The organism is Paenibacillus sp. FSL H7-0716, from assembly GCF_038002705.1.
Classification (GTDB): Bacteria; Bacillota; Bacilli; order Paenibacillales; family Paenibacillaceae; genus Paenibacillus_AQ; species Paenibacillus_AQ odorifer.
Genome location: NZ_JBBODA010000016.1, coordinates 53,213 through 78,026, shown reverse-complemented (window position 1 = coordinate 78,026; position 24,814 = coordinate 53,213). Strand labels below are relative to the sequence as shown.

Genomic DNA, 24,814 nt, shown 5'->3' with positions numbered 1-24,814 from the left:
TTTATTTTAATATCTTACAGGGTATAATTAAAGCATCCAAGTAATCTTGTAATAACCTTCTAGAGATCGGAGTAATGAAATGAAATATAGCAATTTAGAAGAGTGTGTTAATGATTTAGAGAAACACGGACATTTAGTTCGTATTCGTGAAGAAGTGGACCCTTATCTAGAGATGGCGGCGATTCACCTAAAGGTTTATGAGGCTGGTGGACCCGCATTATTATTTGAAAATGTAAAAGGCTCGAAGTTTCGGGCCGTATCTAACCTTTTTGGAACGTTAGAGCGCAGTAAGTTTATCTTTCGGCGTACTTGGGACTCCACACATAACGTAATTGCCCTTCGCAACGATCCCGTAAAAGCACTCAAAAATCCATTTAAATATGTTGGAACCGGATTATCCGCGAGAAAAGCATTGCCGATTAAAAAGCCAGGAGGTCTGCCAAGCGGTTTCCAGGAAATTAGTATCTCTGATCTTCCGCTAATCACACATTGGCCGGGAGATGGTGGTGCTTTTGTAACCTTGCCGCAGGTGTATTCAGAAGATCCGGACAAGCCGGGCATTATGAATTCCAATCTGGGAATGTACCGTGTGCAGCTGACTGGAAATGAGTATGAATTAAATAAAGAAGTGGGCATTCATTATCAAATTCATCGCGGCATTGGCGTACATCAGGAAAAAGCGAACCGCCAAGGACAACCGCTTAAAGTGAGTTGTTTTATCGGTGGGCCACCCGCTCACTCCTTATCGGCGGTTATGCCTTTGCCTGAGGGAATGAGTGAGATGATCGTTGCAGGTTTATTATCAGGACGCCATTTCAGCTATAGCTATGTGGATGGATACTGTATCAGCAATGATGCGGACTTTGTGATAACAGGTGAAATTCACCCTGGTGAGACGAAGCCGGAGGGACCATTTGGCGACCATTTAGGCTATTATAGCTTGGTTCACCCTTTCCCAGTAATGAGAGTACATAAAGTGTACGCCAGAAAAAATGCAATCTTTCCATTTACGGTTGTCGGCCGGCCGCCACAGGAGGATACCGCGTTTGGTGAGTTAATTCACGAGCTGACAGGTGGGGCTATCCGCCAAGAAATTCCGGGCGTCAAAGAAGTTCATGCAGTCGATGCTGCGGGTGTTCATCCCCTGCTGTTCGCCATTGGCAGTGAACGTTATACGCCTTATCAGCAAGTAAAGCAGCCAGCGGAAATTCTGACCATTGCTAACCGGATTTTAGGGACGGGTCAGCTTAGTTTAGCTAAGTTTTTGTTTATTACAGCAGAACAAAATCAGCCTATCAGCACACATAATATCGAGGGTTTCTTGACGTATATCTTAGAGCGGATTAATCTTCATAGAGATATTCATTTCTATACCAATACCACGATTGATACACTTGATTATTCCGGCACAGGATTAAACAGCGGAAGTAAAGTGATCTTTGCAGCAGTAGGGGATAAGAAAAGAGAGCTATGTACAGAGGTACCAGGCCTGCTGAAAGAATTACAGGGATTTGAGCATGCACGAATGGTGATGCCTGGTCTTGTTGCCCTTCAAGGCGCTAAATTCACAAGCTATGCTGAAGCAACACTGGAAATGAACAAGCTTAGTGAAGCTATTCAGGAGCAAGGGTCACTTCCTTCTTGCCCAATGATTATTTTGTGTGATGATAGCGAGTTTTTGAGTGAAAAGATCGACAATTTCCTATGGGCGACATTCACCCGCAGTAATCCATCTCATGATATCTATGGAGTGAACAGTTCTACTGAGTATAAACATTGGTCCTGTGATAACGTGATTATTGATGCTCGGATAAAACCCCATCAAGCCCCGCCACTGATCCCAGACCCAACCGTTCAGAAGCATATCGAACGATTATTTGCGTCAGGTGGCAGTTTAAGCGGAGTCAAGATATAGAGAAACATTCATCGGTCTTCTTGGGAACCCAAGGAGGCCTCTTTGCTGTTTGTGAAATGATTTTGCTCATATGAAACAAAAAAGGAATAGGGGTATTATGGGGTGTATGGTATATTTTTACTATTAATATTGGGGAAGTGTTGTTCTAATGGAAATTATGGAAACGGAACGTTTATGGATTAGAAGGTTCTCAGCAGAGGATTGGAAAGACCTTCATGAATATTTGTCGCAAGAAAGTGTTGTGAAATATGAGCCCTATTCCGTATTTAATGCAGATGAATCTCGCACTGAGGCCCTCAGACGGTCATCGGACCGTGCTTTTTGGGCAGTCTGTCTTAAATCTACGACAAAAATGATCGGCAACTTATATTTTCAAGCGAGCGAACCAAAGGTTTTTGACGTTTGGGAATTTGGATATGTTTTTAACCCTGATTTTCAAGGAAGCGGGTATGCTACAGAGGCTTGTAATCTATTGTTAAACTATGGCTTTGATAATCTGAAAATGAGACGTGTGATTGCGAACTGTGATCCCGAAAATACACGCTCATGGAAACTGCTCGAACGATTGAAGCTTCGTCGAGAAGGACATTTTTTGCAGACGGGTTATTTTAAATACGATAGTAATGGAGAGCCAATCTGGCATGATACTTATTCCTATGGATTGCTCAGAAGCGAATGGTTGAGGATGAAGGAATAGCAAAACTGTTGTCGTGATCTCAAAAGCGGGTGTCCCCTCACTGATTCTTCTGTCCTAACTTCTTCCCAAATCGTAGGTTTTTATAACTATAGGCGAAGAAATTGAACGGTTTAGTGTATGATAAAATCTGTTTTTTAAATGTTCAGAGTGACACTTAGGTGGTAGTATCGTGTTGGATATGAGTGAAACTGGAATCATCTACCATCCAGCTGCCTGAGCAAAGAGGAGGGGATACACGCACGAAGTGAACTTATATTTGAAGAACGAATGACAACGAAGCTTATTGTAAGCGTTTACTACAACGGGGCTAGATGCGTACTAAGTTCTTTCAATCATAAGAAAGCGGGTGAAGCACGGAAGATGAAGAGGAATAAACTTGGAAATAAAATATTTATGGTGTTATTGTCGTGGATCTTCATTTGTTCATCAATACTTCCATCTACAACATTTGGGGGGCAACAGGTCAGTGCAGCTTCAGGCCCAATAACCTTGCAATATGATTTTGGAACAGCAACAAGTCCTGTTATGAGTGGTTATACAGGCGTGCATGAATCTAAGTTATATACGAATGAGCTAGGGTATGGCTTAGATCAGGCGGTTGCTTCGAGGAATCGTTCGGGTGGAGACGATATGACTAACGATTTTGTATTGGGACTGTCCTATTCTTTTTTGGTGGATCTTCCTAATGGGGATTACGATGTGACTGTATACTCAGGAGATTTACTAGCGGGTACAAGTACAACCAAAACTACGATTACTTTGGAAGGTAGCACGGCTGGGTCGATAAGCAGTAAGCAAGCTGTAAATCAAGCTACCTATCGGACGACTGTTCAAGATGGACAACTGACCGTCGGCATTACGGGTACAGGAGTTGGCGGATATTTAAATGGACTAATTATTCAGCAGATTGTACCAGGTCCATTGAAAGCCCCTGAGGGATTAGTGACTCATAATATCACTCCCACTGAGGTATCTCTAGGGTGGAGCAGCGTGACAGAAGCAGTCTATTACAATATTTATCGAACGGTTCTTCCTAGTGGAACTCTTCAAGCCATAGGGCAAGCTGCTGCTAACAGCTACATGGATTCAGATGTAAATGAAGGCAGTGGCTACATTTACAATGTGTCAGCTGTAAATGGAAAGGGTGAGGAGTCTGCTTTGAGCGCATCTGTGACAGTAGACAAAATTCCGGGGGTAGAGGTTCCCGCAGCACCAACCGGTGTTTCAATTGTCAGTGTAGGTGTAAGTTCTGTTCAACTGAGTTGGAACAGTGTGGCTGGAGCAAAGCGCTATACGATCTTAAGGTCTGATTCAGCAGATGGAACATTCCATGAGATTGGCCAGTCAGAGAAGACGACATTTACGGATACCTCAGCGGATACCTCAAAACGGCAATATTATGGGGTGAAGGCAGCCAATGACCAAGGAGAATCAGAGCTATCTGACAAGGTGGAAAGCGCTGTGTATATGCCTCCCGGAACTTTGCCAGAAGGGGATGTTTATTCCTTTGATTTTGGTCCGGGTGCTGTGGCTGAAGGTTATCTTAAGGTAGATGCAGGAGTATCTTATTCCTCTGAGGTCAAATATGGATTTACAGATATATCGAAAGTAACTGGGGTAGACCGAGGAACCTCAGATCCTTTGCGATCAGATTTTGTGGTCCCTAAGGATGCAACTTTTAATGTGGATTTACCGAATGGCGACTATACAGTGTCACTTACCGCTGGTGACAGCACCGGAGATACAGAGATTGGCATCAAAGTCGAATCCATTCAAAAAGTTCAACAGACGAGCAAAACAGCAGGCCAGTATTTGGAAATGAGCTTTGACATCGCTTTGGTGGACGGACAAATGAACTTGTTGTTCTCTGGCACTAAGCCTAATATCAATGCACTGGTGATTACTAAGCAGCCAGACCGTCCTGCTAATGAATTGCCAACGGTTTATATTGCGGGTGATTCAACGGTGCAGACTTATGATCCTTATTGGATACCACAAGCGGGCTGGGGACAAATGATTCCTGACTTCTTTAGTGAGGAAGTAACGTTTAAGAATCACGCTATCGGAGGCCGCAGCTCTAAGTCATTTATGGTCGAGGGAAGGTTGGATGAAGTACTGCGTAAGATCCAACCGGGTGACTATTTCCTTATCCAGTTTGGTCATAATGATGCAACGATTAGCGTTCCTGACCGATATGCTTCTCCAGCCGATTACAAAGTTTATTTAAAAACCTATGTCAATGGAGCTAGGCAAAGAGGAGCAACTCCGATTCTGGTGACCCCCATGGGGCGCAGAGATTATAATGCTGTGAGCGAAAAATTCAATGTGAGCTTTCCAGAATATGTGCAGGCTATGAAAGAAGTAGCAAGTGAGTTGGATGTTGAATTGGTCGATCTTAGCGCACTCAGTGTAGCTTATTACAATTCTATCGGTTTTGCAGCTACACGCTCTGTATTTCTTCACCTCGATGCAGGGATATATGGTGCTTTCCCAAATGGCTCGACAGACGATACTCACTTTCAAGAGTACGGAGCCATTCAAATGGCCCGTTTGCTGGCCAAAGGAATAGGGGAATTAAATATTCCACTCTCCAGCTTTGTGCAGGACATCAAACAGCCGGAAACGGTGCCTGCGAAGCCTGAAGGTCTTGTAGCTGGGAGTATCAGTAATGCAGGTGCAGTACTGAAATGGAATAAAGTGGAAGGTACAGATATCTATAAAATTTATCGTAAGCTAGCAGCAGAAGCCGAATCTGCTTATACATTAGCGGGAACTTCAACTGTCCCTTCATTGACATTAAGCGGGTTGGTTGAGGGTCAAAGCTACTCGGTAAGAGTGACTGCAGTGAACGGGCTAGGAGAGTCTGAGCCTTCAGATGAAGTGAAGCTGACTACGAAATCCGCTCAGTATCGTTATGATTTCGGACCTGTTGGTTCACCCGTTGCTGCGGGTTATACGGAAGTGAATGTGAATGTCCTATATACCCCAGAACGTGGATATGGTTTGACCTCGAGTGCAGGGATGATTGATCGGGATCGGGGAAATGCGACGGACGATCTGCGCAGAGATTTTGTGATTTATTTTGGAGGATCGTATGAATTCAAAGTTGATTTACCCAATGGTTATTATTCTGTTAAGACCTATACAGGAGATTGGATTGGATCTGCCAAGACGAATGTAGCCATTGAAGGCAAAGATTACGGAACAGTCTCCTCAGGTAAGGAAAATATTGCTGAGAAGCTGTATAACCAGATTGCTGTCAAAGACGGGCAGATGAATCTTGTGTTTAGTGGCACAACTGCTCATCTCAATGGGCTGGAGATCACACCGTTATTATTAGCCCCAACGAATCTGAACCTGGGTAGCCTGGATTTAAACAGTGAGCCTATCACAGCTAATCTTTCTTGGGACAGTATGGAGGGTGCGCTGAAATACCGTGTATATCGTCAGGCTACGGTTGCGAATAGTGCAGAGCTGCTGGGCGAGACAATAGAGCCGCTCTATACAGATACCACTGCGGATATTGGTATGGAATATATCTATACGGTAACTTCGGTCGACAGCACGGGACTGGAATCCGTAGGTTCTAATGCGCTAAAAGTGTCTATGATTGATCCTTCCGTAGCAAAAGCACCCGTACCTAGTGGTCTAGCTGTACAATCTACGAACAAAAATGATGTGGCCTTTACTTGGAATGAGGTACCGGATGCACGGATGTTCAACATTTATCGTGCGAAATCCGCAGACGGTGAGTTCATCCTGATCGGCAAATCATTCGAAGCTTCGTACACAGACATGACCGTTCTGACTACCATTCCTTACTATTACAAAGTAGCCTCGGTAAATGCAGGCGGCATCTCTGATCTATCCGCTACGTTGGAAACCTCAGCGGTGACAGCTTTATACCGGAAGATGGAGGCGCTGGACCGTGCGCCTGTAGCGGTTAAGACAGATGAAGGTGTGTATATCAGCTGGCGGATGTTAGGTCTGGATCCGGAAACGATAGGATTCAATCTGTATCGTGGTGATAAGAAACTAAATGATTCGTTGATTACTCAAAACACGAACTATCTCGATATTACAGGCAGGGAGGATGCCAAATATAGAATCACATCAGTAATCAATGGAGTCGAGAAATCTGCTTCGGAACCATTCAGCGTATGGCAGAAGCAATATCTATCGATCCCTTTGCAAAAGCCAGCAGATGATTACACCAAGGATGGTCAACCTTATACGTATAGTGCGGGAGATGCAAGTGTAGGTGATTTGGACGGTGATGGTGTATATGAAATCATCATGTTGTGGTCACCTTCGAACAGCAAGGATAACTCTCAAGCTGGGTATACTGGACTTGTCTATATGGACGCTTATAAATTAGATGGAACTCGCTTATGGCGGATTAATTTAGGGCCTAATATTCGTGCCAGTGCACACTATTCTCCATTCCTGGTATATGATCTGGATAGTGATGGACGTGCCGAAATTATGATCAAGACGGCAGATGGCACAGTGGACGGTCAAGGAAAAGTCATTGGCAATGCCAGTGCAGACTATCGTAACAGTTCGGGTTATGTGCTGCTGGGCAATGAATATTTAACGGTGTTCGAAGGGGCAACAGGCCGGGCATTGGATACCGTTGATTATGATCCGCCACGTGGAGATGTTGGCGCTTGGGGGGATACCTATGGTAACCGTGTAGACCGCTTTTTGGCAGCTGTAGCTTATTTAGACGGCGAGCAGCCAAGCGTGATTTTTAGCCGCGGTTATTATACTAGAACCGTACTTGCAGCTTACAATTATCGTGAGGGCAAGCTCGAGAAAGTATGGCGTTTCGATTCTAATGATGAAGGATATGGAGACTACGCTGGTCAAGGAAACCACAATCTTTCTGTAGGAGATGTGGACGGCGACGGCAAGGACGAAATAACCTTCGGCGCGATGGCAATCGACGATGACGGATTGCCGCTGTATAATACAAAGCTTGGCCATGGTGATGCAATTCATTTCGGAGACCTTGATCCTACCAGACCCGGGCTGGAAGTCTTTGATGTTCATGAGCATACCGATTCGAAGTATGGGATTGAAATGCGTGATGCAGCTACAGGAGAAATATTATGGGGTGTGTTCACGGGGATTGATACTGGACGGGGAATGTCAGCAGATATTGATCCGCGATATGCTGGCGAAGAGGTATGGGCTGCAACGATCACCAATGAGGAGCATATACCTGTTACGGGCCTGTACAGTGCGCAAGGTGAACTAATCACTAAAAAACTGCCTTCCTCCACGAATTTTGGCATTTGGTGGGATGGTGATCTTTTACGTGAATTACTGGATGCGAATCGAGTGGATAAGTGGGACTATACCAATCAGACAACGGTCAACTTATTGACGGCTGTAGGCGCTTCTTCAAATAATGGCACCAAGGCGAATCCAAGCTTGCAGGCAGATCTGTTCGGGGATTGGCGTGAAGAAGTGATTTGGCGGGCAGCGGACAGTTCTGAACTACGGATCTACACAACAACGGATATGACAGATTATCGTATTCGCACATTGATGCATGATCCGATCTACCGCCTGGCAGTAGCTTGGCAAAATGTAGGCTATAATCAACCTCCGCACCCTGGATTCTTTCTTGGTGAAGGGATGGAACAACCAGCGGCTCCAAAAATTCAATATGTAGGCTCACCGGGAGAAACTGAAGATACTACACCACCTACGATTTCTGGTTTACCTTCTGCTCAAATGAGTGAAACGGATGTATTGAAGGTGCAGGTCGTAGCGGAAGATCCAGAGTCTGGTATTCGCAGTCTGGATATTACCTTTGATGGTAAACCTGTCGTTTATGGAGATGAGATTCCACTCACAGGGCTTGCGGGAGCGCATACGTTCATTGCAATAGCCATTAATAACGCTGGACTCTCGACGACAAAACAAGTGATTGTGGTCGTAAGTGGACCTCAGAAGGCTACAGGTGTTCCGGGGCAATGGGTTCTATCCAATAATAATGGGCAGGATACAGGACTTTTGGACGGGGATTACCAAATCACAATGAATATGTGGTGGGGCAATAATGGTACGGTCTACAAGCTATATGAGAATGGTGTCTTAATCGACACGCAAACCTTACGTGATGATTCCCCAGCTGCACAGACTGCAGTGACTAATATTACCGGAAAAGAAAACGGAACCTACACCTATACGGCTGAGCTAACCAATTCTTTTGGCACAACGGTGTCTGCTGCTCATGTGGTTATCGTGAAGGATGCTGCACCAGCTAAGCCGGTGTTGTCCAATGACAACTGGGATGGCGATGGAGAGTATAAAGTGACTATGAATTTATGGTGGGGGATGAACGGCAAAGAGTATCGCTTGTATGAGAACGGAATACTGATCGATACTCAGATTTTAACAGCGGTCACCCCAAACGCACAAACGGCTTCTACTTCTATTACTAACCGTTCTCCAGGCGTCTATGAATACCGGGCTGAGCTGTTGAATGATCAAGGGGTAAATGAGAGTACGATCATGAAAGTTACGGTAAAATAACTGAATATTTGTTAAAAGAGCGCCTAAGTCGGTAATATCCGGCTAGGCGCTCTTTTAAAATTATCTAAGATTTAAAGGATTCTGCAAGACTAATTCTCCTATCAGCCTCATATGAATCTAAACAACGAATGATAGGGGGGATTGTAAATATGGATTTGACGCATATGATCTCAAAGCTTGTGGTAGTTATACATGTTATAGCATCCATAGTGGGAATTGGACCGGCTTTTGTGCTGCCAATACTGACAAGCTCAGCCAAGACAGGCAGTCAGCTTCGTTTTGTATTTGGTCTTATGAAGAAAATAAACAGATTCCCTAAGACAGGTGGGATCACCCTGATCGTTACAGGTATTTTGTTAATGATCATAGATAAAATGGGCTTGTCGGTGTTGTGGTTAAATCTGTCGTTATTATTTTTTATCGTGATCGAAGTGATTATTATTGGAATGGTTGAGCCCCGATTGAAAAAGCTAACCCAGCTCGTAATGACCAGCGAAGGGGAGGAAATTCCGGATGGTTACACTACCGCTATGAACAAGATCGCTCCGCTAGAAGCGGCGGTTCATGTACTGACTATCGTCATTATTATATTAATGGTAGTAAAGCCGGTATAAGATCATAACGTCTATTCTCAATGATCTCTTCATAATCGCGGATGAGTCCATCAAAAATATTCTCCCAAGAGCGGCCGAGTGCGAGTTGTCGACCTTCATGCCCCATAGCAGCTAGCTTTTGAGGGTGCTCTACATATGCACAAATCTCACGAATAAAAGCATCCGGGCAGCGGGGCTCGACAATCATTCCTGTGCGGCCGGGTGTGACCAGATCCTTCACCCCACCTTCATTTACTGCGAGGACAGGCAGTCCCGAGGCCATCGCCTCTAAGACAACATTACCGAAGGTTTCTGTACTGGAAGGGAAGACGAATAGATCTGCTGAGGCATATAATTGGGCAAGCTCGTCACCATGTTTATAGCCTGTAAACGTGACATTATGCGGCGCCTGTGCCCGCATTTCCGGCAGAAGGGGACCGTCTCCAACGACCAGCCAATGAACCTGAGATTGCGTAGATTCGGGCAATTGCTGCATGGCGAGAGCAAGAGTCTGTATATCTTTTTCAGGGGCGATTCTTCCCACATATAGAAGCAGTAACGGTGCGGTAATTCCGTAGCGCTCACGGACCTCATGGCTGCGTTTTTTGGGGGTATACTGCTGGCAGTCGATGCCTCTGGACCATAGCTTCAGGCGATGAAAGCCTTGAGCTTGGAGGGAATCGAGGGTTTCGTAGGATGGTGCAAAGGTGGCATCACAGGAGCGGTGAAACCACTTCATGTATTTCCAATAGAGCGGAGCGATTTTTTTCATCCGGTAATATTCAAGATAGCGGTCAAAATGGGTATGATAGGAGGCGACATGGGGCAGATCATGTTTTCGCTCATAACGAAGGCCGCAGAGACCGATATTGAACGGAGTTGCCATATGAAGCAGATCGGGACGAAAAGCTTTCAGCTCTGATTGGATAGAGGACATATTGGGCAGTGCGAGTCTACATTCAGGGTATAAGAAAAAGGGGATGCTGGTAATGGGACGTATGGGATCGGCATAACTGTCTTCAGGAGCAGATTTTGGTGAGAAAAGCAGATGTTCAATACCGCGCTCTTTCAAATGGGTGGTTAATCGTTGAAGCGTACGTGAAACTCCGTTGGTTTGCGGAAGAAATGTGTCCGTGAATAAAGCAAGACGCATGGAACCCCTCCCAGGTACTCTTGATGCCCTGATCATAACAGGCGATTATTTGATGAAGGTCAAACGGATGTTAAACAGAATATAAAAATCCACTGCACCAGGTAAGATAAAGAGGTGTGCAGTGGATTTATTCATTTTAATGGGAGGAAGCCCTACAAGGATTCGTATATCTGTTGCAAAAAGGTAATGCTTTCTCCTAAATGTGACTCAGGAGTGCTTTCCAGGATTCCTTGAATATGAGGACGTTCATATTTCATATAACGAAGAATCGGCTCAAACTCTAGCCACCCTTGACCTACAGGGACAATTTTTATAGCTCCATCTTGGACGATAAAGTCTTTTAAATGAATGACAGCAATTCGATTTCCTAGAAGCTTCAAAGCCTCCGTAATAATTGCTTCTTGATGTAAGTAATTTGTAGGTGACATTAGATTTGCGCAATCTAATATGACCTGAAGATTGTTAGAAGGGACTTCATCCAGAAGTCGGCGGGTTAAGGGCGCGGTGTACAGCGGATGATGAAGTCCTGCTTCGATTCCTACCGTCACACCAAAACGTTCGGCCTCCGCCACCATGGCCTTAACTGATGTGACCACCTCTTGGAAGGCTTCTTCTGTAAAATTATCTGTGGTATACCCAAGTCCCACACTTCCGGTTTCCGTACCTACCAGACTAGCACCGAAATCCCTGGCCAAGCGCAGATGGGTATTAAACGCAGCTAACGCTTCTGCCCGTTTGTGAGGATCGGTGTCTACAATATTTACATAGCAGCCCAGAACCGCAATCTGAATACCTGCCTGTCTAAAGGCATTGCCATAATAGCTGGCTGTTCCAGGGCTTATAGCCGTCAGGCTAGGGGCACTATCAGGAAAAGATTTCTTAAGTGCAAACTGGATATGAGTGAAATGATAGGACTTAATCTTCTCAATTAACTCTTGCAATGGAACTTGTGTGAAATCATGTGCTCGAACACCTAGTTGAAGGGGAATGCTCATATGATCGATCGCTCCTATTAGTATTGTTGTTTGTGAGGTGCTAATTTGTCCCAGTCAAAGGTAACACCAGTGCCCGTTACTTCTGGCGCAACTGCCATCCCATTGTCTTTATTAATCACTAGCGGACGTGTAGTGTATTGATCGATAGGGAAGCTATGCATTTCGAGATAACCTGCATTTGGCATAGCTGCTAATAAACTAACGTGTAATTCCTGCATCCCATGTGTGGAAACGGAAAGGTTATAGGCTTGTGTTAAGTGAGCTACCTTTAACCAGCCCGTAATTCCGCCTATATTGGAAGCATCAGGTTGAGGATAATCAACATGACCATATTGCAGCATGTGATGGAATTCGGTTAATGTGCGCAAGTTCTCTCCGCCTGCAACGGCGATTCCTGTTTCTTCAGCAATCCGTGCATAGCCGGCATAATCCTCCGGAATCGTTGGTTCTTCTAAGAAGAGAATGTCGTATTTCAAAAATTCACGTGCGGCTTTTATCGCCTTTTCCACACTCCAGCTCATATTGGCATCGACCATAAAGGCTACATCCGGGCCGACCAATTGGCGTACCGCAGCCACTCGTTCCACATCTTCAGCTAATGTTTTTTGGCCTAGTTTAATTTTGACAGCCTGGAGGCCCATATCTAAGTATTTTTGATTGTTGCGCAGGAGCTTTTCTAATGGGAAGTTTAAATCAATCGCTCCACCATAACATTTGACCTCATTGCTTACGCCACCCAGAAGTTTGTAGAGAGGTTCATCTGCTTTCTTCGCACGTAAATCCCATAACGCAATGTCACATGCCGCAATGGCGAAGCTAGCCAAGCCCCCGCGAGCAACATAATGTATTCCCCAGTTCATCTGCTCCCAGATACTTTCCACACAGCTGGCGTCTTTGCCAACTAAGATATGTGTTAATTCATTAGCAATTAGTGAGCAGATCGCTTTGCCGCCAAATCCGCCAGTATAGGTATAACCTACACCTTCACGACCGTCATCCGTTCTAATTTTGACAATGGGAACTTCAAAATGAGTATGCAAGCCGTGTTTAGCATCCTCCATGATTTCTGGCAAAGGGATACGATAGTACTCCGTAATAACTTCTTTAATTAGAGACATCTTTGATCACTCCTTATAAAAGTTGTTGAGGTTTGATAGAGATGAGGCTGTATTTTGTTTAAGAGCTTGAACCACAAGTTTAGCAATTTGCCGGGCACCTTCATCTGAGAAATGAGTATCATCCGTAACCCCATTTGGGTAATTGGGATGTATTTTCGCTGGCAAATGCATGAATAACTTCTTGGATTCCTCTTCGCCTAATGAACGATAGAGCGCTTGCGAGGCTGCGAAAATATCAAGTAGCGGAGTGTGCATTTCTTCAGCCACTTGTCTCATTACCTCGGGATAAGCACCTACAGCAAACGGGTCCAGCTCTCCATCGGCGTTAAAGCGGCGGCGACTTACAGAGGTTAACAGAACCGGAGTCCCCCCTAGCTGCCTAGCAGCATCTATATATTGAATTAGATTATGGCGATATTCGGTTTCAGGATCGGTGTAACGTAATGGATCCTCTTTTTTCTCATCGTTATGTCCAAATTGAATAAACAGGTAGTCACCGGGTTGGAAGTCTTTTCTTATAGCATCGAGGCGGCCGTCTGTTATAAACGATTTGGTGCTTCGACCATTAATTGCACGATTCTGGATTTGAATAGAAGTCCGAAAATAACTTTGCAGGTATTCTCCCCAGCCGGTCATAGGTTTTTCTCCAGCGCCTTTAATGGCCGCAGTGGAATCGCCTGCAATAAATAGTTGTTGTCTCATAAGGTCTTCTTCTCCTTTAACGTATTGGCGTTCCCTTAACCAATTCTCAGCAAGGGAAAGCCATTGCTGGCAATGAGGGTGTTCTTTAGCAAGCCCTAAACCATGCCGACCTTCTTCAAAGATATGTAATTCAAAAGGAATTCCCTGATTAGACAGGGCAGAGGCGAACAACAGACTATTTTCCACGGGAACGCTGGCATCATTCGCTGTTGTCCAGATAAAGGTTGGAGGTGTGTGGGAATCCACCTGGGCTTCTGAGGAAAAGGAGTCAAGCTCTGCTTGTGATGGGTCGTCTCCAAGAAAATGTAGCCGGCTTCCCTTGTGCGAATGAGGCTCTTGGAAAGTGATTACAGGGTAACCTAACAGAAGAAGGTTTGGTTTCTCTGCTCTAGTGGTAGAAAAGATGGAAGCTAAGTGTCCTCCTGCTGAGAATCCAATCATCCCTACTTTGTCTGAGATCACATTCCAAACTTTGGGTGCTTCCCTAATCCATTTGAGAGCATCCTCAACATCATTTAACAAAGAAGAGGCGTTGAAATCTCCGACCTGATAATCTAGTACACCTGCATGAATACCTAGACTGTTTAGCCATTGAGCCACAGGTTCTCCTTCATGTTTGGCTAAGTGCTGATAACCTCCACCAGGCAATACCAATATAAAAGGACGGGGGTGATCCGTCTCGAGCGGATAGAGGGTGAGCAGTGAGGTTTCCTGAGAAATCGCCTCTTGTTCTACACGGTTAGTATTTAGACGAAAGTTCAACATTGCGTTCAAATTCCTCCCTAAATGGTTATATGCACACGTTAACATATTTTCCGAAAAAAAGAGAGACTCTTTTTTTTTTAGATTCGACCTTGAACGATTATTTTGTGATTTTTACATAGATTCGTCAAATGTTGGTTTGGATTTAGTGCCTGTATTGTTATCCCGGTACTGTCCAGGGGTCATCCCTTCCTGTTTACGGAAAGATCGAATGAAATTCTGAGAATTGTTGTATCTTAATTTGGCTGCAATATCTTTGATCGGCATATCGGTTTCCTGCAGCCATTTTTTCGCCATTTTAAATCGGTACATCGTTAAATATTCGCTGAAATAGTATTGGGTCTCCTTACGGAAGACACTGCTGATATAGTTGGCGTTGTAATGCAGCCGAGAAGCGCATTCTTCCAAGGTTAGATCTGTATCATATTCATGTTGGATCAGATCAATGATTTTCTCAGAGATGTTTTGGTATTGGGCATTTTGCCTGCTGATAAAAATTTTGATCATCGGGTAAATGACCATGCTCCAGAACCAATCCTCAATCTCAGCCACAGTATGAAGGTCATGTAATTCCTCAAAAATTGAGCCATTAGCATGATAGATCTGATTTAAGCTAATGCCCGATTCCTGCATCATAATGAGCAAGTTATTGAGTAAGCGGGTCAACGGGATTTGATATTCCTGTGGTGATAGCTCTAGGGAAAAGATAGATTTAAAAAGCAAATGAATCAGTTCCTTGGCTTTATCCGTTTCAGCCAGCTTGATAGCATCCATTAGATCGTTTTCTTTATGCGTAGGGTAGTTCAAGTTCAGATAATGTTTGCCGGAGTTAATGTTCTCATATTGAATAATAACGCCTTTGCCAAGCTTAATGCGATGTTTCAGTGCTTCAAGACCTTCTCTGTAGGCGATGGCTAGTTTATCGAACGCGTTGAAGGGAAGGCTCAGCCCAATACTCACCTGCACCTTTAGATAATTATTTATTTCTTGCTGCAGCTTCTCCGTTAACGAGTACAGTGTCTTATGAAAAGACTGGGTATCGCAGTCTGGACTGCCCAATAATACGACTACCGCATGGTCCATGATTACAGGAGCCAGCCGTTGTTCAGGACAGATTAACTCTTCGATCATATTGTGGGCAGCGAACAATAAGAGGCTGAGATCTTTTTTCTCATAGCTGGAATCCTCGGCATAATCAATAGACAACGTAATTACTGCCATGGTTTTCCATTCTTCAAGTTGGGTTTGGTAGCCGAATTGCCCTAATTCTTCGAGCAAATCACGTTTCTTAACATTGCCGTGGAAGGCATTGATCAGAAAAAACGTACGAACCTGCTGAAAGTGTTGCCGGACTTCTTTTTCCAGCTGTGTTTTGGATTGGAACAAAGAATGAACTTGTTCACCTATAATCTGAAATTCATTGCGATGTCTCGATTTAATATCCGGTTTACGTTGGCCCATCTGATTAAGCAGTCTTTCGATGGGGGTGTACATACGTCTGGAGCCGATCCAGGCCAGAAGAATGGAGAACAAGAGCATAAAGGTACACACGATTATCGTAAACATACCGATTTTATTGGACTCCTTCGTCAAGCTTTCCATGGAAGTAACCGATAGATAAACCCAGCCATTTAACTGAGAACGCATGAAAGTGACGGAGTAATTCTTTTTGTTGATCACAGTCTTGAACTGTCCGGATTGTTTAGAAGGATCAGAGATTAAGGGGACTTCTTTAAATCCGCCTTGCTCTTTAGGTTTTCCGATTAAGCTGGTATCCGGATGGAGCAGGAAACGGCCAGCTTGATCCAGAACGATAATGTCATCGAGAGGCTGCACATCTGAATTAATGAAATCCTGAAGACTGCAGACCGGAATATTAGCTAGGGCAAGCCCATATTTTTGCAGCTTATTGGTGGGAAGCTTTTTGATAAGACTAATGCTGTAATTGCAGCCAGTGACGTTAATGCTCTCCTCGCTATAAAATAAGGACGATGGATTCAAAATCCATGAAGTATCGTCAGCTATATTCATTAGATTAGAGAGTTGCGCATGGTTTTTGTATTCATCCAGACGATAGACGCCTGAATTTTTAATCATCCAGTTCTGCTGCTGATTGAGCAGGATGACATCCTCAAGTTTCGTATCGAAGGATTGCATATTACGGATTTCGTTTCTTAAATCATTATATAAAATGAAATCGGTTTCACTTAAAGGGTTATTTAGTGCTTTTTTTAATACACTAGAGTTGATCACTTGGTTTAATGTTTGATTGACAGTTGTTAACTTATGTTCTACATTTGAGGTGATTTGTAATATAAGTTCCATTTTACTGTTGTTTACGTTCTTTTGGATCTCATTAGATGATGTGAAATAGGAAAAAGAACCGATGAATATCACCGGCAACGTGCTAATTACAAAGGCGAAAATCGTTAATTTACTTAAAAAGCTTAATGGTCTCACGGGACTCAGCACCTTTACTTATGTAGAAGTAGACACTTGTTCTTAGTGTATGAAACCTGGTGGAAAATAACAATAATCATCTCGTTCTGTAATAATCATTAACCCTAATTATGACTACAAAATGGAAAATCTTCAAGCTGTAGGGTGAAAATCCTTACAATACCTTAGGAGGCTGTAGAAATGTTTAGACAATTTTTGTGTAGAAGGGCAACGTTATGTTGCTGCTTATTTTTCATGCTTGTTTTCCCTATGTTAAGCGCTTGCAGTGATGGAAAGTCCGCTGGTTCTGTACTGCAAGAAGCTCGCCCGAGCATCTCCATCTTGGCACCTCTTCATTTTCCACAGCAGCCTTCAAAAAAGATTATGGCTGAGATTGAAAGATTAACAGGGGTGGAGCTTGATATCACGTGGGTGCCTGAGGGGGTTTATACCGATAAAATGAACACGGCGTTGACCACTAATTCCTTGGGAAAAGTCACCTTTGTGAAGTTCTCAGATTATAATCTGGTGAAAAACGCCATCCGATCTGAAGCATTTTGGGAGATCGGCCCATATCTTCAGGAGTTCCCCAATCTTAAAGCACTGGACCCCGCTATTCTTAAGCAGACCGCTGTTGATGGTAAGATCTACGGCCTGTATACAGAACGCCCTTCCTCCAGACAGGGTGTCATAATACGTAAGGATTGGCTGGACAATCTTCATTTAAGCAATCCACAGACCTTAGATGACCTATATGAAGTAATGAGGCAATTTACATATAACGATCCGGATCAGAATGGCAAACAAGATACCCTTGGATTAGTCGATCGTAATGATCTTGTTTATGGAGTATTTAAGACACTAAGCTCTTATTTTGGCACACCAAATAATTGGAAGCTAGAGAATCATCAATTTGTTCCGGAATTCGTAACAGCGGAGTATATGAACACAATGAATTTTATGAAGAAATTATATGATGAAAAAATCATCAATCAGGACTTTGCTCTTACCAGTAAAGAGGTTCAACGCGATAAATTCATTAACGGTATCGCTGGTGTGTTTATTGGCAGCATGACTGATGTGCAGCGGTTGTCAATTGAAGCTCAAGCATATAATCCAAAGGCTGAACTTACCCTGATCAATCGTATCGAGGGGCCTGATGGATATAAAGTATGGTCTATCCCCAATTACAACGGACTGTATCTCTTTTCCAAAAAGTCCATTGCCACAGAGGAGGAGCTTCGGCAGGTGCTTGGTTTTTTTGATCGGACCATGGATAAAGATGTAGCCAATATAATGATGTATGGCTTTGAGGGGCGGCATTATAAGCTTGAAGGCGGCAAGATTATCCTTCCCGAGGAAACCTCACAACTGCGGGTACAGGAAGTGAATCCGCTATATGCTTTAATGATCGCGGATATTAGTAATAAAAACATTATGGAAGTGGCTCAGAAGGAGCAATTAACCTCTCTAGCAGATCAGCTGAGTAAAGATAATGAATCTTTTCTGGTTGATGACCCGACAGTTTCTCTGAGCTCATCTACTTTTGATGAGAAGAATATGGAGTTATCTACAATCATTGTGGATGCTACATATAACTATATATTAGGTAACATTACCGTCGAGGGATTTCAGCAAGAGGTTGAGAAATGGAGAGCTCGTGGAGGCAATCTTATTATTAAGGAATATGCTGAGGCTGAGTTTGGGACAGAAAAGTAAATAGGTTAAACAAGTTTTGATCCACTGCAGATAGTGCGGTGGATTTTTTTTGTGCTGCGATATCACGATAATCATTTGCTCAGATCCCTTTCAGAACGCGCCGTTATGGGGAAATGATTGTTTTCGTAACCTTGCCGACGATGTAACGTGGAACTCGTAACCAATACAAATTATGGAGGTCAAAATGGTATGAAGAAGAAATCCTTCACCATGTTGTTAACAGCACTGTTAACATTCAGCACATTGTTAGCTGGATGCGGTGGTAACAACAATAACAAAGAAGAAGCAGCAGCCCCAACTACAAGTACAGAGAACACTACGAAGGTGGAAGAGACTGAAGCACCTAAAGAGGAACCTACAGAAATCAAAATCATGCTTCCATTGAATACGACAGAAACACCACCAGACAGAATTAAAACAGAAGTAGAGAAATTGACGAACACCAAGCTAACTTATCAATTTTATCCAGCAGATACGTATGAAGAGAAGCTGAATTCATCCTTTGCTACAGGCTCATTGCCACAAGTAACTTATTTGAAAAATCAAACTACATTTATTCAAATGAAAGACGCGATTAAAGACGGTCAGTTCTGGGAAATCGGTCCACTATTAAGTGAATTCCCTAATTTGAGTAAAATGAAACCGGAAATTCTGAATAACACGAAAGTAGACGGCAAGCTTTATACCTTATATATCGGGCGTCCACTTGCACGTCAAGGGATCATTTACCGCAAAGACTGGGCAGATAAATTAGGACTGGCTGCACCTGCGAATGTAGATGAATTGTTCGAAATGGCTAAAGCTTTCACAGAACAAGATCCGGATGGAAATGGACAAAAAGATACAACAGGTATTATTGATCGGAATGAATTGACCTATGGAGCTTTTAAAACGGTCTCCTCATGGTTTGGCACACCTAATACTTGGGGTGAAATTGATGGCAAGTTAGCGCCTGAATTTACATTCCCGCAATATATCGAAACGATGGACTTTTTCAAAAAAGCACGTGACGGCGGTTATATGAACCAGGATTTCGCGGCTACCAGTAAAACAGATGCTGTGAATATGTTTACCAGTGGTAAAGGGGGTCTTTATATCGGAGGCTCTATGCAAGATATTGATTCACTAAATAAAGATACCATCAAGAATTTCCCGGATGCCGTTCTGGATACACACAGTATGGTTGCAGGTCCAGATGGAAAGTTTGCTCAATGGATGATTCCAGGGTATAACAACGTCGTTTTGTTCCCGAAATCTGCTGTCAAGGACGAAGCAGAGCTGAAGAAAATTCTTGCTTTCTTTGACGCAATGATGACCCCTGAAGTAGCTAACTTGATGTATTGGGGAATTGAAGGCGTTCACTATACGGTTGAAGACGGTAAAGCGAAGCCAGCAGATGACAAAGAGCTGATCGAACGTGAAGTAAAGGGCTTTAAGGACAGTGTTATCGGAGAATATGAAACAAATGGCATGTACCAAAGTTATAACGTGTTGCCAGGCCGTATTCATGCAGAAGAATTAGTTCTTGAGAATGTTAAGGTAGGCGTTCCAGATCCAACAGCTGCGATGGATTCAGCTACCTATACAGAAAAAGGTGTTGAGCTTCAACAGATCATTACTGATGCGACGTACAAGTATATCTACGGACAGATCGACAAAGCAGGGTTCGAAAAAGAAGTTGAGAACTGGAAGAGCCGTGGCGGAGCTAAGATTATTGAAGAGTACAACGCTTTGTACAAGAAGTAGTCCCTTTGTTCGAAGCGCTTGAATGAACTATATGTAGCTGAAAAGGTTGTTGATCTAGGTTCAACAGCCTTTTCTCTTCATAGTCACATGAAGAAATAAAGAGTTTGAATAAAGAAGGAGAAAGGAAGAGAAACATGCAGGAACTCACCGCACAGCCAGCTCCACAACCAAAACGTATTTATAAGAGCAACAGTGAACTGAAAAAGCGGCTGTGGAGAAATAAATGGCTCTATGTCATGCTAACGCCGGGCGTACTGTACTTTGTTATTTTTAAATATTTTCCTATGTATGGATTAATTATAGCATTTCAAGATTACAAACCTTATCAAGGAATCATGGGCAGTGACTGGGTAGGAATGAAGCATTTTAGCAGGCTGTTTACTGAACCTGACTTCTTAAATATTTTAGTGAATACGCTTATCTTGTTTGGGATGAATATTCTTATTTATTTTCCAATACCGATTATATTGGCTCTGATGCTGAATGAGCTTAGAGGTACTTTTTTCAAAAGAACCTTTCAGACACTCTTCTATTTACCCCATTTCATGTCATGGGTTATCGTCGTCTCCATTTCGTTTGTAATGGTTACGATGGACGGCGGGATTATCAACGAGCTGCTTGCCTATTTCGGCTTTGAAAAAATCAACTTCCTGCTTAATCCAAGCTGGTTCAGACCGATGTACATTATTCAGGTCATTTGGAGGGAAGCGGGCTGGGGAACCATTATTTATTTGGCTGCTATTGCTGCAATCGATCCTGGACTCTATGAAGCAGCGCGTATGGATGGGGCTGGGCGGCTTAAGCAAGTCTGGCATATTACACTTCCAGCTATTCGAGGCGTGATTATCACCTTGTTTATTTTGAAAATCGGTTCCGTTCTGGATCTTGGATTTGAACATGTCTATCTGCTGCTTAACTCCATGAATCGAGAGGTCGCGGAAATTATTGATACGTATGTGTATACCGCAGGTTTGAGACAAGGACAGTTTAGCTACAGTACAGCCATCGGATTCTTTAAATCCATTGTTGGTTTGATCATGGTCATGACAGTAAATAAAATCTCCAAGAAAATGGGAGAAGAAGGCGTCTATTGATACGTTGTAGGAGGAATCGAAATGGTAGAGGATAAAACAATCGGTGGCAGAATTTTTTCTGCTGTAAACTTTACACTGCTAGCAATTATTGCATTGGTGACAGTGCTTCCCTTCGTACACGTTGTAGCGGGTTCTTTTACAACAAGCGCGGAGATAGCCGCTAATAAATTTGTATTGATCCCAAAAGTATGGAGTTTGGAAGCTTACAAGTTCATTTTTTCAACGAACACACTATTTAAAGCTATGGGAGTTTCCATCGGTGTAACGGTCATTGGAACAGCCTTCAGTATGCTTATTACCTCTTTGATGGCGTACGCCCTGGCTAGAAAAGATTTGGACGGACGTAAAGTGGTTAACTTTCTGGTGGTATTCACCATGCTTTTTCACGGTGGAATGATTCCAACGTTTCTGGTTGTGAAGGAATTAGGACTTATCGACTCCTATGCAGCACTTATTCTGCCTTCAGCAATTAGTGCTTTTAATATGATTATCTTGAAGAACTTTTTTCAAAACATCCCTGAGGGCCTCGAGGAATCTGCCAAAATTGACGGATGCAATGACTTCGGAATTTTATTCCGGATTGTACTGCCCCTATCTTTGCCGGCCTTAGCGACCATCGGGTTGTTCTATTCGGTAACGTATTGGAATACGTACATGAGCGCGATTCTGTATCTGGATGATAGCAGCAAGTGGCCAATTCAAGTCCTATTGAGACAAATCGTTGTCCTGGCTAGTGGAATGGACCATAGTGCTACGCTGGATGCCACTGTTCCACCACCGGATCAAACGATTAAGATGGCTGTTATCGTGGTAGCTACTTTGCCAATCCTATGTGTGTATCCGTTCCTGCAAAAGCATTTTGCCAAAGGTGCCATGTTGGGTTCTATGAAGGGCTAGCAAGAAAGAGAGAGACTATACTTAGGGGAGGAGCTTCGAGATGACTGTACAGATACCTACAACGCCGATAGAGTGGGCAAAAAAAGCTTGCGATTCACTAATGGATACTTACAGGGCGGGAGAGCTTCCCCCTGCGCATCGATGGCACTATCATCAGGGTGTATTTCTGTGTGGCATGGAGCTTTTGTGGAATGCTTATCAAGAAGAGCGTTATATCAACTATATTCAGGAATATGTAGATGATTTGGTGGATGAATACGGGAACTTTTATTTTGCACGTGATGAGCTGGATGCGGTTCAAGCAGGACAGCTACTATTCACTCTTTATGAACGGACAGGCAAACTTAAGTATCGTATTGCAGCAGAGAAGCTAAGGAATTTACTGCTCACACTAAATAAAACCTCTGAGGGCGGGTATTGGCACAAGGATAAGTACGCCAACCAAATGTGGTTGGATGGACTTTATATGGCAGGCGTATTCTCCTTGAAATATGCTAATGTCTACGATGAACCAAGCTTGCGTGAAACGGTCCTTCATCAGGAAATGTTAATGCGCAAGCATATGAAGGATGAGACAACAGGTTTGTTATACCATGCCTGGGATGAGAGCCGGCGGATGCCTTGGTCGAATCCGGAGACGGGTTGTTCACCGGAGTTCTGGAGCCGATCATTAGGATGGTATGGTCTCGCCTTATCGCAATTTCTGGATCTGTTACCTTCCCATGATTCAGCCCGGACAGAGCTTTCTACTACGCTGAGAGATTTTGTGGATGCACTTATTCGTTACCAAGATCAAAAAAGTGGACTTTGGTATCAAGTCGTAGATAAGGGACATGAGCCAGATAATTGGCTGGAGACTTCAGGGTCATGTTTGTTCGTCTATACGATTGCCAAAGCCGTGAAGCATGGCGTTGTAAGTGATGTGACTATCGCTACAGCTGCCGCTAAAAAAGGATATGAAGGGTTAACCAAAGTAATCCAGTGGGATGAGCATAACCGATTAGTTCTGCCGGACATTTGTATCGGTACCTCAGCTGGAGATTACGAGAGTTACGTGACTCGGCCTAAGGTTAAAAATGATCTGCATGGTGTGGGCGCATTGGTGATGGCTTGTGTTGAAATACAGTCAATGCTCCAAGACTGAATCGCTCCGTATCCTTACTAAACAATGACTTGATTCTCTGAGATTTCAGAGAATCAAGTCGTATTATTTTATGTACAAAGTAATCCTTAAATCGGGTGAACCTATTTTTAGTTTTTGAGCTCTTAAATTTATAAATATTTTGGGGGTTGGGATGAAGAAATCACAATGGGCAATTCAAACGGCAGACTCTATTATGGCGCGGACACCGAAGCTTTATGAAGATAAAGGCTATAAAGGAAGCTGGACCTACGATTATGGCGTGGTATTGAACGGTTTTGAATGGCTTTGGAAGCTGACCGGTGATTCGAAGTATCTGCAGTTCATTCAAGATAATATGGACTACTTTATTCAGGAAGATGGCAGTGTCAAGGGCTACCACCTAGAGGAGTATAATATCGATCATATTAACAACGGAAAATTATTATTGACTCTATATAAAGAAACGAAGCAGGAAAAATACAAAAAAGCGGCTGCTTTACTTAGAAAGCAACTTGAGACCCATCCGCGAACCTCGGAAGGTGCTTTTTGGCATAAAAATATATATGCCTATCAGATTTGGTTAGATGGACTTTATATGGGCGCTCCTTTTTATTTAGCCTACTTGCTAGCTTTTGAAGAAGGGCAGGGACTTGAGGATGTAACCAAACAATTTATCTTGTGTGAGAAGCATACGAAAGATCCGGTAACAGGTCTGCTATATCATGCATGGGATGAACAGCGTATTCAACCTTGGTGCGACCCTGAAACAGGACTTTCGCCTAACTTTTGGGCCCGTTCACTTGGCTGGTATCTCATGGCTTTAGTTGATGTTCTGGAATTGCTGCCTAGTGAGCACTCAGATTATCCAGAGCTGGTACGAATACTAAATGATACCTTAACTGCGGTGAAGAAATATCAGGATAAGGAATCCGGGGTCTGGTATCAAGTGATTAATCTAGGGGAACGCAAAGGAAATTATCTTGAGGCCTCTGCTTCAAGTATGATCGTGTATGCCATGGCTAAAGGCATCCGATTAGGCGTGTTAAACGCTGGATGGTACGAAACATTAGATCTGGCTCAACAAGGACTTATCTCGGAGTTTGTACTAGAAACCAAAGAAGAATGGGTCAATTTAAATAAGAATTGCCAAGTAGCAGGATTAGGTGGAGTGGACCAACGTGACGGTACTTTCGCTTATTACATTAGCGAGCCTATTGTCACTAACGACCAAAAAGGTGTGGGTGCTTTCCTTCAGGCCTGTGTGGAATACGAACAATTAAGAGGCTGGATCTGATATAGAACAGGGGGGCTT

The 24,814-nt window shown here is 43.4% G+C and carries 15 protein-coding genes; 10 read left to right on the top strand and 5 right to left on the bottom strand.

Annotated features, from left to right (window positions below):
• Positions 1 to 79: 79 nt before the first annotated feature.
• From MHH60_RS19760 to MHH60_RS19745, 4 genes are all read left to right on the top strand, one after another.
• On the top strand, positions 80 to 1,915 hold the full coding sequence (locus MHH60_RS19760) for a UbiD family decarboxylase (protein WP_076133990.1): 1,836 nt from the start codon (positions 80 to 82) through the stop codon (positions 1,913 to 1,915).
• A gap of 148 nt (positions 1,916 to 2,063) precedes the next feature.
• Positions 2,064 to 2,612, top strand: coding sequence for a GNAT family N-acetyltransferase (locus MHH60_RS19755; RefSeq protein ID WP_179088869.1), 549 nt, complete (start codon positions 2,064 to 2,066; stop codon positions 2,610 to 2,612).
• A 360-nt stretch (positions 2,613 to 2,972) separates the two neighbouring features.
• Entirely contained in the window at positions 2,973 to 9,161 is a 6,189-nt protein-coding gene (locus MHH60_RS19750; RefSeq protein ID WP_306081831.1) for a rhamnogalacturonan lyase family protein, read from the top strand.
• Positions 9,162 to 9,310: 149 nt separating this feature from the next.
• Entirely contained in the window at positions 9,311 to 9,775 is a 465-nt protein-coding gene (locus MHH60_RS19745) for a DUF2269 family protein (protein ID WP_232061246.1), read from the top strand.
• Here the strand turns inward: MHH60_RS19745 and MHH60_RS19740 are convergent.
• The 5 genes from MHH60_RS19740 to MHH60_RS19720 form a co-directional block, all read right to left on the bottom strand.
• Positions 9,747 to 10,907 carry a glycosyltransferase family 4 protein gene (locus tag MHH60_RS19740; RefSeq protein ID WP_076133991.1) on the bottom strand — a complete coding sequence of 387 codons (1,161 nt, stop codon included), beginning with the start codon at positions 10,905 to 10,907 and terminating at the stop codon, positions 9,747 to 9,749. The two genes, MHH60_RS19745 and MHH60_RS19740, sit on opposite strands and share 29 nt — an antisense overlap.
• Positions 10,908 to 11,059: 152 nt before the next feature.
• Positions 11,060 to 11,902, bottom strand: coding sequence for a sugar phosphate isomerase/epimerase family protein (locus MHH60_RS19735; protein WP_076133992.1), 843 nt, complete (start codon positions 11,900 to 11,902; stop codon positions 11,060 to 11,062).
• Between the two features lie 17 nt (positions 11,903 to 11,919).
• Complete coding sequence (locus tag MHH60_RS19730; RefSeq protein WP_076133993.1) at positions 11,920 to 13,020, bottom strand: mandelate racemase/muconate lactonizing enzyme family protein; 1,101 nt, start codon at positions 13,018 to 13,020, stop codon at positions 11,920 to 11,922.
• 6 nt (positions 13,021 to 13,026) lie between these two features.
• Complete coding sequence (locus tag MHH60_RS19725; protein WP_076133994.1) at positions 13,027 to 14,487, bottom strand: GDSL-type esterase/lipase family protein; 1,461 nt, start codon at positions 14,485 to 14,487, stop codon at positions 13,027 to 13,029.
• A gap of 111 nt (positions 14,488 to 14,598) precedes the next feature.
• Positions 14,599 to 16,944 carry a helix-turn-helix domain-containing protein gene (locus MHH60_RS19720; protein ID WP_076133995.1) on the bottom strand — a complete coding sequence of 782 codons (2,346 nt, stop codon included), beginning with the start codon at positions 16,942 to 16,944 and terminating at the stop codon, positions 14,599 to 14,601.
• 180 nt (positions 16,945 to 17,124) lie between these two features.
• Between MHH60_RS19720 and MHH60_RS19715 the strand changes: the two genes are divergently transcribed.
• From MHH60_RS19715 to MHH60_RS19690, 6 genes are all read left to right on the top strand, one after another.
• Positions 17,125 to 18,642, top strand: a complete 1,518-nt coding sequence (locus MHH60_RS19715; RefSeq protein WP_081388889.1) for an extracellular solute-binding protein — start codon at positions 17,125 to 17,127, stop codon at positions 18,640 to 18,642.
• 189 nt (positions 18,643 to 18,831) lie between these two features.
• Positions 18,832 to 20,388 (top strand): extracellular solute-binding protein, encoded by a 1,557-nt coding sequence (locus tag MHH60_RS19710; RefSeq protein ID WP_076133997.1) that lies wholly within the window; start codon positions 18,832 to 18,834, stop codon positions 20,386 to 20,388.
• 134 nt (positions 20,389 to 20,522) lie between these two features.
• Positions 20,523 to 21,482 carry an ABC transporter permease gene (locus tag MHH60_RS19705; RefSeq protein ID WP_076133998.1) on the top strand — a complete coding sequence of 320 codons (960 nt, stop codon included), beginning with the start codon at positions 20,523 to 20,525 and terminating at the stop codon, positions 21,480 to 21,482.
• A 21-nt stretch (positions 21,483 to 21,503) separates the two neighbouring features.
• Positions 21,504 to 22,379, top strand: a complete 876-nt coding sequence (locus tag MHH60_RS19700; protein WP_076133999.1) for a carbohydrate ABC transporter permease — start codon at positions 21,504 to 21,506, stop codon at positions 22,377 to 22,379.
• Between the two features lie 40 nt (positions 22,380 to 22,419).
• Positions 22,420 to 23,523: a glycoside hydrolase family 88/105 protein gene (locus MHH60_RS19695; RefSeq protein ID WP_076134000.1), complete on the top strand. Its 1,104-nt coding sequence runs from the start codon at positions 22,420 to 22,422 to the stop codon at positions 23,521 to 23,523.
• A gap of 151 nt (positions 23,524 to 23,674) precedes the next feature.
• Complete coding sequence (locus tag MHH60_RS19690) at positions 23,675 to 24,796, top strand: glycoside hydrolase family 88/105 protein (protein ID WP_076134001.1); 1,122 nt, start codon at positions 23,675 to 23,677, stop codon at positions 24,794 to 24,796.
• Positions 24,797 to 24,814 lie beyond the last annotated feature (18 nt).